Origin of the sequence: Priestia sp. TRN 1309, assembly GCF_050846875.1 — a bacterium.
Lineage (GTDB): Bacteria > Bacillota > Bacilli > Bacillales > Bacillaceae_H > Priestia > Priestia zanthoxyli.
The window spans coordinates 604,295-616,327 of the sequence record NZ_JBOZGM010000004.1 but is presented as its reverse complement, the minus strand read 5'-3'; the positions used below and the strand labels follow the sequence as shown (position 1 = coordinate 616,327).

The window sequence follows — 12,033 nt, the reverse complement described above, 5'->3', positions numbered from 1 at the left end:
ATCCCATTTGTTCGTCTTTAGGTCGGAGTGATTTCGTTATGTCCCAGCCTCTTTTTTATGCACTTTTGTAAAGAAAATTTGAAATAATAGTTCTTTAACGCAATTAATTGCATTTCTAGGATGTCTGTGCAAGAATAAATATTTCAAAAATGGTTTAGCTTTGTTTAAAGCGTGGGTAATACAACAAATGCACATGATTGCTTGTTAGATGAAATGAAAAGCAGAACTTTACCACTGATAAATTACGCAAGCTAGAACCAAAATAGTAGTACTGAATGGTGAAAAATATAGGAGTTGATATAGATGATTACAGCAGAGAAAAACATAGTGAAATTTAAAGCGAAAGACGGACGTGAAGTCACTATACGCCCTGCAAAGGCAAGTGATGCAGAGCATATTACAACAGCGGTAAGAGAAATTATTGAAGCCGGGGAATTTATTCAAAAAGATGAGCCGCGCACAGTCCAAGAAGAGCAAGATTTTATTGCATCAGTAGAAAAGAACAATCACATGTACGTTGTAGCTGAAGTCGAAGGTGAAGTACTTGGAATCGCACGTGTTCTGAGAGGCGAAATTAAAATGAAGCGCCACACGGGGCTCTTCCGTACATGGCTTATTTCAAAAGCACAGGGAATGGGAATAGGAAAACAATTTATGAATTATACGCTAAACTGGTGCAAAGAAAATAATCTTCATAAACTTTCTTTAACTGTGTTTGCTTCTAATAAAGTGGCATACGAATTGTATAAAAAGGTAGGATTTGAACAAGAAGGTGTTATGAAAGAACAAGCTTATTTTAACAATGAATATGTAGATGAAATCTATATGTCCATTTTCTTTTCATAAAAAATAAGCACTTATTTTCGTCAATCCATAAATTGTATCTGTACATTCAGATTATTTGCGCTATAATAAAAGTGCACAACAAACATACACTTCTTCAAAACGTAGACTTTCCTGAGTTACAGGAAAGTTTTTTTATGTTTCACCTCCATTCCACTAAAAAAGAATTGAATAAATCCCCAGCTATTACAAATGTTAAATGTAACGCAATCAAAGAGGTGAAGTGTATGCCAAAAATTATCTCAGTTGGATTTGGAGTTCCCCCCTATGAATTAACTCAGCAAGACACGCTGCTATTTGCAAAAGAACTTTTTTCCGAGTCGTTTAAAGATATTAATCGTCTGCTGACCGTTTTTCAAAATGGTCAAATTGAAAAACGTAATTTTGCCAAAGACTTATCTTGGTTTCAAGAAGATCATACATTCGAAGAAAAAAATGATGCTTTTATAGAATGTGCTGTTGAATTAGGTACAAAAGCCATTGAAGAATGCTTAACAAATAAAGACTATGTAAGTACCCCTTTGCCGTGTGGAGAAATTGATGCTATTTTTTACGTTTCAACAAGCGGTGTAGCTACGCCTAGCATTGAAGCTCGAATTATGAATAAGCTTGCGTTTTCAGACCATACAAAAAGAATCCCTATATGGGGATTAGGGTGTGCCGGAGGAGCATCTGGACTTTCAAGGGCTTACGAATATTGCAAAGCCTTTCCGCGCGCTAAAGTTCTTGTATTATCCGTTGAGCTGTGCAGTTTGACTTTTCAGCGGAATGATCGTTCAAAAAGCAACTTAATTGGTACATCTTTATTTGCTGATGGAGTAGCAGCTGCTTTAGTCGCAGGTGACGAAGCAGATATCACTTTTTCCCGTTCAAAAAGCTTTCCTTACATTTTACATACACAATCGACGCTTATGCCAAATTCCGAAGACGTAATGGGATGGGAGATTAAAAATGATGGGTTATTTGTTGTCTTTTCAAAAGATATTCCCACTATTATCGACTCGTGGTTAGGCGGAGAAGTTGAGTCTTTTTTACAAACTCAGAATTTGACCAGTCGGGATTTAAAACATTTTGTTGCTCATCCTGGAGGGAAAAAAGTGCTTGAAGCATATGTATCAACGCTATCGCTAAACGAAAATATGATTGCTGATTCACTAGATGTACTTAAAAACCATGGAAACATGTCTTCGGCAACCGTTTTATATGTGCTAGACCGCTTTATGAAGAAAGAAATTCCGAGTAAAGAATACGGTTTATTAACAGCTCTTGGTCCTGGATTTAGTTCTGAAATGCTTCTATTAGAGTGGAGGTAAAGCGATTGTTTTTTTATAGTTTTTTTGTATTTATTATCTTACAGCGTCTATGTGAACTGGTGATTGCCAAAAGAAATGAAGCTTGGATGAAGAAGCAGGGAGCGTACGAAGCTGGTCAAAGTCACTACAAATGGATGGTAAGCATGCACGCCGCTTTTTTTGCTGCTCTTTTTACGGAAGTGTATGTGTTAAGCGGTGGAATGTATCACTTTTCTTTTTTGTTGTTTAGCTTTTTTGTGCTTGTGCAACTTGCAAGAGTATGGGCTATTTCTTCGTTAGGAAAGTATTGGAATACAAAAATTATCGTCTTGCCTAACGCGAAGGTTGTGCTAAGAGGTCCTTATCGGTTTATGAAGCACCCAAATTATATAGTTGTAGCGGCAGAATTGGTGTTAGTTCCGCTTATGTTTCAGGCATACTGGACGTTAGCTATTTTTTCTGTTTTCAATTTGTGTATATTAGCCGTTAGAATTCCTTTAGAAGAGCAAGCGCTAACGAATGAAACGAATTATGGCGAGGTCATGCAAAATACGGGACGTTTCTTTCCTGCAAAAAAATCTCAAAACTAATTGAAAATGATTATCTTTCATGATAAGATGAAATCAAATGATAAAGATTATCAATTTCATCAAGTAGAAACGGTGGTGGACGTAATGGTTAGTCTTTTTGTGATCGGAGCACTTGCTACATATGTTGGCGTCACAACGTATGTAATGAAAAATATTGAAAAAGCCCAAAAGGCGTAATATATACACGGTAAATAAATACAATGCAAAGCTGTCAAATTATTGACAGCTTTTTTTATTGTTTTTGTAACTAAAAATTCAGTTTTTTATGGGAAAACGTAGGTGAATCAAGTAAAATAGAGAAAGAATAAGCAGAAACAAAGATGGATAGAGAACATTTAAATACAGTCTTGAATGAGGCAAAAGGGGTAGAGTAATAATGGGTAAAGTGAGTGTGAAACATCAAGAAAATCTCCAATTGGAAGCATCTCTTTTTCATTTACATAAGCAATTTCAAGCAGCTGGAGATGAACAGCAGGCAGCAAAAGCAATACAGCTGTTAAAAAAGTGGGTGAACGGTGAATTTGTTGTAGCATTTTGCGGACATTTTTCGGCTGGGAAATCGAGTATGATTAACGAATTAATGGGGCAAGCAATTTTGCCTGCAAGTCCTATTCCGACAAGCGCAAACTTAGTATCAGTAAAGGCGGGGGATGAGCATGCAACCGTTTATTACCGCAAACAGCCGCCGGTGCGTTATGAAGCGCCTTATCAGTATGAACAAATTAAGCAGTTTGCTGTCGACGGAGATGAAGTAGAGTCCATTCATTTATCAATCGAGACAACCGCTATTCCTAAAAATGTTGTGGTGATGGACACACCGGGGATTGATTCAACAGATGATGCGCATCGTGTATCGACCGAGTCAGCTCTTCACTTAGCGGACGTTATTTTCTACGTGATGGATTATAATCATGTGCAGGCAGAATTAAATCTTCAATTTGCAAAACAGCTGCAAGAAGCTAATAAAACGCTTTATTTAATTGTAAATCAAATCGATAAACATCAAGAAGATCAGCTAACATTTCAAGCATTTAAAGAATCTGTAGAAACGTCATTTTTAAAGTGGAATGTTAGACCAGAAGGAATCTTCTATACGTCGTTAAAAGAGCCAGCCAACCGTCATAATGACCTTTCGTACGTAAAATCTCTATTACTTGCTATGATGACGGAAAAAGAAAACCGACATCAGCATATTCAACATGCGATGCAAATGTTAATTGACGATCACCTTGCCTTTATTGAAGACCAAGAAGAAGAAAAGTTAACGATTCATGACGAGCTGCGCCATAAGCTGACGCTTGAGAACCATGAAATAAATAAGCAGCAAAAAGAGCAGCTTCTCGAAAAAGAAGCGGAAATAAAGCGTGCTGAAAAGCAGTTAGCAGAAACGTACCAACAAGAAACAGGCAAGATACTAAGCAACGCCAATTTAACACCATATGAAATGAGAGAAAAAGCTAGGCTGTTTTTAGAAACGACAAAGCCTGATTTCAAAGTCGGTCTTTTATTTGCTAAGAAAAAGACCGAGGAAGTAAAAAAAGAGCGGCTGACGTTATTTTTTGACGATATGAAAGAACGAACAGCCTCTCAGCTGCAGTGGCACTTGCAGCAATATGTGCAAGATCTGGTGAAAAATCAAAATCTTACTGACCCGGATCTTATACGCCAGGTTCAGCAGTTTGAAATTCCGTTAGAACCTCATGACTTAATTGAAACGGTAAAAGCAGGAGCTACGATTAATGGTGATTATGTTTTAACGTACGCAAAAGATGTAGCTGATCACATTAAGAAAAAAGCCACGCGATTGTTATACGAGCTCTATGCGCAAATCGAACAGAGCAAAATGGAGCAAGATGAAGTAAAGCGTGAGAATATTTCTCAACACTTGCAGGAATGTGAGGCATTTGAAGAAGCGTATACATCTCTTCAGGAAATGAAAGCAAAACTGGCACGTACAAAAGCGTTGCTTCAATCTTTACAGCAAACTGATGACGACCTAACGCTAGAAGATACAAACGAGTTGTCATATATGTTACAAGAAGAATATGAAACGGGCATCATGAAAGCTGAAGAAAAGCATGAAGCTGCGAGTGAGCAGCAGTTAGTTTCACAGCCTGAGGAAGCTGTGCATGAAACAGGAACAGAAAAGGTTCTTCAAGATGTATCAGCTGTTCTCGAACAGCTCCGTTCATTTGGAAAATTAGACCGCTTTATTAATAGGCTTCAAGAAAAACGTAAAAAGCTATCAAATCAAACGTTTACCGTAGCTTTATTCGGAGCATTCAGTGCCGGTAAGTCATCTTTTGCTAATGCGTTGATTGGAGAAAGATTACTTCCTGTATCTCCGAATCCAACAACAGCAACCATCAATAAAATTATGCCTCCAACAGAAAGCCGGCCGCATAAAACAGCTGTTGTGCAAATGAAAACAAACGAGCAGATGATCCAAGATTTAAATGGTGCACTTAAGCTGTTTCATCATGAAGTAGAAACAATTGACGAAGCGCTAGCGATTATTCCGACCCTGCAGGCAACAGAAGAGCTGCAGCTGCATTTGTCGTTTTTACAGGCAGTAGAAAAAGGCTACGGCGAAGTCAAGCATCATATCGGTTCAGAAGTAGTAGTGGATACAGAAGGATTTCATGATTATGTAGCCAAGGAAGAAAAAGCGTGTTTTGTTCAATTTATTAACCTGTATTATGACTGTGAATTTACTCGCTTAGGCATTACGCTTGTTGATACACCTGGAGCTGATTCAATCAATGCGAGACACACGGGAGTAGCGTTTGAGTATATCAAAAATGCAGATGCCATTTTATTTGTAACGTATTATAATCATGCATTTTCAAAAGCTGACCGAGAATTTCTTATTCAGCTTGGCCGTGTAAAAGATGTATTTGCGCTTGATAAAATGTTTTTCTTAGTAAATGCAGCGGACTTAGCCAGCTCGGATACAGAGCTGCAGTTAGTTCAGACGTACGTAAAAGAGCAGCTTGAACAGTATGGTATACGCTTTCCGCGCTTATACCCGGTATCAAGCTTGCAAGCTTTGCAAAACCATGAGGATAAAATGTTTCTGCCATTCAAAAATGCGTTTTACCGCTTCATAAATTATGAATTACCAGAGCTTGCTATCCAAAGTGTCTATGCAGATTTCGAACAAATTTTAGCAGTTGCCAATGAAATGAAACAGGTGCAGACAAAATCAGAAGTCGATAAAAAGCGATACATTCAATCTCTTCACATAAAAAATGAGCAGGTAGCAGCAAAACTGCATGAAATTCATTTTGAATATGAACAACAGCAGTTTGACCGAGAATTAGAAGAGCTTTTATTTTATGTGAAAAAACGTCTGTTTGTGAGGTACGATGACTTCTTTAAAGAAGCATTCAGTCCGGCAAACTTAAGAGATGATCGAGGTGAAAAGCAAAAGCAGCTGCGCCTGTGTTTGCAGGAGTTGTTAACGTCTATTTCCTTCGACGCAACGCAAGAAGTGCGTGCGACCACTTTGCGAATCGAAAAATACATCGTAAAATTAATCGAAGACTGGCATCGAATGATCATCACAAAGCTACAGCGCTATGAACCGACGTTTACTCCAACGTTGAACTCGTTAGAGCCGCCAAATGGCAGCGAAGTTGTGACAAGTCATCAATTCGATAAGAATGAATCGTATCAAAAAGAGCTTTCACTGTATAAAAACAATAAAAGCTTTTTTGAAAAAAATGAGAAAGCAAAGCTCCACGCTGCTTTATTAGAACGTATTAAGCCGGATGTTAATCACTACATTGCGAAAGAAGAAGCTGCTCTTCATTCACACTATACCTATTTAGTGAATCAGTACGTTTTAGCGCATAAACAGTCTGTATCTGAAGAATGGTATGATTATTACAAACAGCTGCAAGCGGCCGTGTCTGAAGAATTTCCAATTCAAGAATTGGTAAGTACAATGACGGTGCTAGAACATGTATTGGAGAAAAGAAAGGGTCATTAATTTTTATGTCTACACACATAAATAAACGTTTACAGGAAATTGAAAAAGAATATAATGTAGAAATTTTGTTTGCATGTGAATCAGGGAGCCGTGCTTACGGACTCGACACGTTAGCGAGTGATTTTGACGTCCGCTTTATATATAAATATAAAGCATCACGCTATCTTCATCTCAATAGACCTCAAGAGGTCATTAATGTAGCAGAAGGCAATTATGATATGCAAGGGTGGGATTTGTACAAAACCATTTATTTGTTTACAAAATCAAACCCTTCGCTTTATGAGTGGCTATGGTCGCCTTTTGTTTATTATCAAAAGTCATCGTTTGCTGAGCCGCTCCGGCAAATGATGGCTCAATCATATTCCTTAAAAGCATTGGGATATCATTATTTTAAAATTTTAACGATAAATAGTAAAAGAAATCTGACATCTTCTGTTACAATAGAGGATATAAAAGTGATGCTCCAACTGATTCGTGCATTTTTATCACTGAAAGTAGTAGTAAAGCAGCGCAGTTTCCCTGTCATTTTATTTGCCGATTTATGTAAGCAGGCAAATCTCGACGATAGGCAGCAATCCATCATTGAGCAATTTGTACAATGCAAGATAAGCGGGAAAGTCGCTTTTAATGAAAAGATGAAAAACTTTTTGGATAGCATTAAGAAAGAATCTGTAGCGATAGAAAAAAACTTAAAAGAATTACCGGAAAAGCAAATCAGTTATGAGGACATTAACTTATTTTTACTAACTCAGCATAATATAATGGAGGAACGAACATGAGTGTACATAAAGAAATTTCAGCCCATTCTAAAAAACAGCACGAATTAGTACGTGCTTTTGCCAGCTTAGAAGCTCGACGTGAGCAAGCTATTGAAGCAGCTGTGCTTCTCTGCAAAGAAGGGAAGCCCTTTTCTGTAGACGGTATTAACGCTGTAACAGCAGAAATTAATGAGCTGTCTCAAAAATATACCATCATTCCAGGCCGTAAAGTAGTGACGGAAGAAATGGTTAAAGAGTACGTAGCAAGAATATAAACGTGCTAAGCTCTGGTGTTTTTACCTTAATTTGAACAGGATATGACGTGCCGCTTGATCCATACTAATAGTGTACCAACGAGGTACAAATAGGAGGAGATAGCGATGGGTCGTCAAAAATTAGGTAATAAAAATGCGCAAGCGAATAACAATGCAAAGCATAATTATAACCAAGAGTTCTCTTCTGAGTTTAAAGCAAATCAGGCTCAAAAAGCAAAGCGTGCAAAAAGTGCAAATGACACTTATGCTGGGGAGTTTGCTTCTGAGTTCAACGTGCAACAAAACCAAAATAATTCTGTTAACAAGAAGTTAGAAGCTAATAAAAGTGCAAATAATCAATATGGACAAGAATTCGGTTCTTATGCTGAAGTTGAATCTGCCAAAATGAATAATGCTGCACAAAAAAAGCGTAAAAAATAACAGAACTGTTTCCAAAAACGCCGGGATTAGTCTGCTCTGTCAGCAGATTAGCCCGGCGTTTTTTGTTGGGCAATATTTGCTTGGGTACAAGATGTCAATCCATCGCAAACTATAGATGAGGTGAAGCAATATGAATAAAGGAATTGTCATTGCTCTTTCATCAATCGGTTTAGCACAAGCTTTAAAAATCCCAATTAAAAAGTATCAAACAGGAAAATGGGATATGCGGATGATTGCTGCGTCGGGTGGAATGCCAAGCTCTCATTCAGCCGGCGTATCTTCTTTGGCTACCTATGTAGCATTAAAAAGAGGTGTTTCTACGATTGACTTTGCGTTAGCATCTGTTTTTGGAATTATTGTGATGTACGATGCACAAGGAATTCGAAGGCAGACTGGCGAAATTACTATTAAAGTGAATACGTTAGACGAAGAAATTGAAAAGCTTGCGGGTCTTCCAGACGGAGGCTTTCACGATTTGACGGAACAGCGCTTGAAAGAAATGCTTGGTCATCAGCCAGAAGAAGTGATTGGCGGAGCCATTTTAGGAGTAGCACTTGGAGCAATTGGCTATTTTTTAGAAGGGAAATCATAGTCAAATAGCCAAAAGTAAGCTAAGATAAAGAAGAACCTTTGCAAAAGGATGGGACGAAAAAGTGACAAAAACAGCTCAAACCGTTGAAGAGTATCTTCTTTATCTTGAAGAAAAAGGCTTTCATTTAGCAGAAGATGCACGTGGATTTATTTCATTTGGTCAGCAGTATACGCGTGCAGCTGACGAGATGGTCATATTTACAATTGAATGGACACTAAAAGTACAAAAAGAATTTGACGGCAGTTTTTTTGTATCGCTCCTCGAGAATTTGACATCAAATCGTATTAGCAATCAAAAACAAGCCATTCAATATTTAAAGTCATCAGGTATGATTTAAGCAGGATTACATTCCTGCTTCTTTTTGATTAATGGCTTGTCTGGCCAGCTGATCAGCACCTGCATTTTGAGAGCTAGGGATCCACTTTATAAAAAATAAATCAAATTGACTGGACAATTTGAGGGCTTCTTCCAGTAAAGGAGCAAACGCTTTATTTTTAACGTGTTCTTGGTTCATTGCGCGGTCTACTAGCTGAGAGTCTGTTCGAAAAGATACGCTCGTATACTTTTTTTCTAAACAAATTTTTAATGCATGAAGAAGTGCATGGTACTCTGCTTCATGATTCGTCATTGTCCCAAGAACAATAGCGTAACGATGATGTTCACCATTTCCTTTAATTAAAATACCAGCTCCAGAAGGACCAGGGTTGCCAGCAGTGGCTCCGTCTATATAAACTTCAATCATCATACAGCCTCCTTGTTAAAACAATATAAGCTTAAACCATGTTTTTTCATCAATAGTATTGTATCATAAGTACTTCAGCTATTTTATATTAGCACGTATAAACGCTAAAATCCGCTTATTAGGTAAGAAAACTGTCATGAAAAGACATAATAGAAGATAAAATACAAAAAAGCAGAAAAAGTGTTGAATTCAAAATTGCTGATGAAAGGAATGCTCGTTATGAATTTCCAAATTGAATGGCATTATAAATCCTCGAAACATAAACAGTTAATTTTCACATCCGATTTCACAGATGCGAATGAGGCGCTAATGATTGTGGGTGATTTAGAAAAAACAGGTCGAACGAAGGAAATTTTTCTACTTGATGAGCAGCAGCAAAAATGGACTGTAAAAGAAGCGAAAAAGCTCTTACAGGAAGTACAGACAGAGCCTCACGATATTGTGGCATATTTTGACGGAGGCTATGAGCATGATACGCTTTTAGCGGGGCTTGGGGTTGTGATTTATTTTAAACAGAACAACCAGTCTTACCGAATACGACGAAACTCAAGACTGCAAGAGATAGAATCAAATAATGAGGCAGAGTATGCTGCTTTTTATTATTTAATACAAGAGCTTGAGGAACTTGGTGTTCATCATATACCGGTAACGTTTAGAGGTGACTCTCAGGTTGTATTAAATCAGCTTGCAGGGGAGTGGCCCTGTTTCGAAGAAGAGTTTAATCGGTACTTAGATCGAATAGAAGATAAAATGCAGGAACTTGGTATCCGACCGGTATATGAGCCTATTTCAAGGAAGGAAAATGAAGAGGCCGACCAGCTTGCGACTCAAGCTCTTCAAGGGATACCAATTGCTAGCAGGAAGCAAGTGTAACACACAGAACGAAATGGAGATGAACGAGAGTGGAACGTAAACAATTATTAGAAGAAGTAACGGAGTTATTGGATTACTACTGTAGTGATTGTTTTGTAAAAAAAACGTTTAACAAAGAAAAGGGCAAAACATACGCTCAGACGTTTTGTATTAAAGAGTGTACCGTAGGAGAAAAGATTAAGCAGTATGGAGATTTGCTGACTAAAAAGTAAGCGTGTATAATTTGTCGGCAGCAGCTTCATTCTATCCATATGGAGGTGTTCTTTCAATGGATAAGTTTTCAAATGAAGAAGTAACAACAGGATATAATGATTTAAAGCAAGTAGAAGTGTCCATTCAATCTGCTCAAAAGATGATTGGGACAGCTACGATGAGTATGAGTCCTCAGCAGCTTGAAGAGGCAACGAATGCGCTTAATGATGCAAAAGCACAGCTTCAATCTGCCAAAGCTCATGGCACAGGAGTAGACGAGCAATTTCTTCAGCAGTGCATGCAGTCTATTCAAACATGTGACCAGCAGCTTACTGAGGCCAAACGCTAGGTATAACAAAAAAGAGACTCAGAAAAGAGTCTCTTTTACTATAAAATAAAAAGATCTATTTATGATAGCTTAGTGACATTAGCGGCTTGTGGGCCTCTATTGCCTTCTACAATTTCAAAAGATACCTCTTGTCCTTCTTCCAAGGATTTATAACCTTCGCTTTGGATGGCAGAAAAATGTACAAATACGTCGCTTCCGCCTTCAACTTCAATAAAGCCATAGCCTTTTTCATTGTTGAACCATTTTACTTTACCATTTTGCATAACTTGAATCCCCCTAGTACTGTGCAGCATCATGCTGCTGAAACTCGAATTATCATTTCCAATAGAGGTAAATGATTGTTTATATTATATAATAAGAAGAAATAAAATTTCAATATTAAAATTTAACTTTTCTGAAAATTAAATTTTATTTAACGTGGACATAGTCTATTTTTAATAAAAAAATTTCTTGTGAGATGAAAAATAACTGAAAATTTAGTTTATAATAAAAGTATAGTCAGCATAATTTTAACGCGGTGATAAGGAGTGGGTCGTGTATGTATCGTACACAAATAAATGGAAAAGAAATCATTTTGTTATTTTCAACGCTCGAAGCAGCAAAGAGCCGCAGCAGCCTAGAGAAAGAACAAATTTATAAGCGCGTATTGCATTTAAATGAGCAGCTGTTAATGTTTCAAAATGGAACAAGCTTCACCATTGGTGATCCGTTAGGATTAATTGTAGCTCAAGTGAAAAAAAGCGATTTGACAACCATATATATCGAACATATTATTGATAAACAGTTTATGTATGATGGAGATGGTCATCGAGGTGAAGTAGTGTAATAAGATGACGCCTATATATGAAGAAGCGTACGGAGATACTCGTACGCTTCTTCATATATGGGATTAAAAACATGTGTTTTTACAAGTATTAACAAGAATAAATAACAAAGTTCAATAAATTAAAGAAGAACAGTGAAACCATGAATAGCAATTACCTTTTTAGCTAAAAAATATAGATACACATCATCTTATGTAATGAGATAGTTAAGCTTTGAAATCAATGAACACGAGAAGTTTTATAAAGCTTAAATTGAAAAACGTGTGATTGTGACGTTAATTAGAAGTAA

16 protein-coding genes are annotated in these 12,033 nt (G+C 37.3%); 14 read left to right on the top strand and 2 right to left on the bottom strand.

Going from position 1 to position 12,033, the window contains the following annotated elements; all coding sequences use genetic code 11:
• Positions 1–303: 303 nt before the first annotated feature.
• From ACRPLQ_RS19345 to ACRPLQ_RS19300, 10 genes are all read left to right on the top strand, one after another.
• Positions 304–846 carry a GNAT family N-acetyltransferase gene (locus ACRPLQ_RS19345; RefSeq protein WP_028414038.1) on the top strand — a complete coding sequence of 181 codons (543 nt, stop codon included), beginning with the start codon at positions 304–306 and terminating at the stop codon, positions 844–846.
• Between the two features lie 224 nt (positions 847–1,070).
• Positions 1,071–2,156, top strand: coding sequence for a type III polyketide synthase (locus ACRPLQ_RS19340; RefSeq protein WP_028414037.1), 1,086 nt, complete (start codon positions 1,071–1,073; stop codon positions 2,154–2,156).
• Positions 2,157–2,161: 5 nt separating this feature from the next.
• A complete protein-coding gene (locus ACRPLQ_RS19335; RefSeq protein ID WP_033578450.1) occupies positions 2,162–2,725 on the top strand; it encodes an isoprenylcysteine carboxyl methyltransferase family protein in 564 nt (187 codons plus the stop codon).
• A 6-nt stretch (positions 2,726–2,731) separates the two neighbouring features.
• Complete coding sequence (locus ACRPLQ_RS19330; protein WP_155017140.1) at positions 2,732–2,902, top strand: hypothetical protein; 171 nt, start codon at positions 2,732–2,734, stop codon at positions 2,900–2,902.
• Between the two features lie 199 nt (positions 2,903–3,101).
• The gene (locus ACRPLQ_RS19325) at positions 3,102–6,719 is read left to right on the top strand and encodes a dynamin family protein (protein WP_243494377.1); all 3,618 of its coding nucleotides are present in this window, start codon (positions 3,102–3,104) and stop codon (positions 6,717–6,719) included.
• A 5-nt stretch (positions 6,720–6,724) separates the two neighbouring features.
• A complete protein-coding gene (locus ACRPLQ_RS19320) occupies positions 6,725–7,498 on the top strand; it encodes a nucleotidyltransferase domain-containing protein (protein WP_432236235.1) in 774 nt (257 codons plus the stop codon).
• Entirely contained in the window at positions 7,495–7,752 is a 258-nt protein-coding gene (locus ACRPLQ_RS19315; protein ID WP_013082381.1) for a DUF2533 family protein, read from the top strand. Before ACRPLQ_RS19320 ends, ACRPLQ_RS19315 begins: the two co-directional genes overlap by 4 nt.
• A gap of 105 nt (positions 7,753–7,857) precedes the next feature.
• On the top strand, positions 7,858–8,172 hold the full coding sequence (locus ACRPLQ_RS19310; RefSeq protein ID WP_013056168.1) for a hypothetical protein: 315 nt from the start codon (positions 7,858–7,860) through the stop codon (positions 8,170–8,172).
• Positions 8,173–8,302: 130 nt separating this feature from the next.
• Positions 8,303–8,764 (top strand): divergent PAP2 family protein, encoded by a 462-nt coding sequence (locus tag ACRPLQ_RS19305; RefSeq protein ID WP_013056169.1) that lies wholly within the window; start codon positions 8,303–8,305, stop codon positions 8,762–8,764.
• Between the two features lie 61 nt (positions 8,765–8,825).
• A complete protein-coding gene (locus ACRPLQ_RS19300) occupies positions 8,826–9,101 on the top strand; it encodes a DUF6123 family protein (protein WP_013082383.1) in 276 nt (91 codons plus the stop codon).
• Positions 9,102–9,107: 6 nt separating this feature from the next.
• Here ACRPLQ_RS19300 and ACRPLQ_RS19295 read toward each other — a convergent pair whose 3' ends face one another.
• The gene (locus ACRPLQ_RS19295) at positions 9,108–9,506 is read right to left on the bottom strand and encodes a reverse transcriptase-like protein (protein WP_243494379.1); all 399 of its coding nucleotides are present in this window, start codon (positions 9,504–9,506) and stop codon (positions 9,108–9,110) included.
• A 219-nt stretch (positions 9,507–9,725) separates the two neighbouring features.
• Between ACRPLQ_RS19295 and ACRPLQ_RS19290 the strand changes: the two genes are divergently transcribed.
• Genes ACRPLQ_RS19290 through ACRPLQ_RS19280 form a run of 3 tightly spaced genes read left to right on the top strand, consistent with a single transcriptional unit; the run spans position 9,726 to position 10,920 of the window.
• A complete protein-coding gene (locus tag ACRPLQ_RS19290; protein ID WP_028414031.1) occupies positions 9,726–10,379 on the top strand; it encodes a ribonuclease H family protein in 654 nt (217 codons plus the stop codon).
• 29 nt (positions 10,380–10,408) lie between these two features.
• Positions 10,409–10,591: a zinc-finger domain-containing protein gene (locus tag ACRPLQ_RS19285; protein WP_013056173.1), complete on the top strand. Its 183-nt coding sequence runs from the start codon at positions 10,409–10,411 to the stop codon at positions 10,589–10,591.
• 56 nt (positions 10,592–10,647) lie between these two features.
• Entirely contained in the window at positions 10,648–10,920 is a 273-nt protein-coding gene (locus tag ACRPLQ_RS19280; RefSeq protein ID WP_028414030.1) for a DUF2564 family protein, read from the top strand.
• A 59-nt stretch (positions 10,921–10,979) separates the two neighbouring features.
• Here ACRPLQ_RS19280 and cspD read toward each other — a convergent pair whose 3' ends face one another.
• Positions 10,980–11,183, bottom strand: coding sequence for a cold-shock protein CspD (gene cspD, locus ACRPLQ_RS19275; RefSeq protein ID WP_013056175.1), 204 nt, complete (start codon positions 11,181–11,183; stop codon positions 10,980–10,982).
• Between the two features lie 275 nt (positions 11,184–11,458).
• On the opposite strand from cspD, the gene ACRPLQ_RS19270 reads away from it, so the two are divergent.
• Positions 11,459–11,746 carry a hypothetical protein gene (locus ACRPLQ_RS19270; RefSeq protein WP_028414029.1) on the top strand — a complete coding sequence of 96 codons (288 nt, stop codon included), beginning with the start codon at positions 11,459–11,461 and terminating at the stop codon, positions 11,744–11,746.
• Positions 11,747–12,033: the final 287 nt, after the last annotated feature.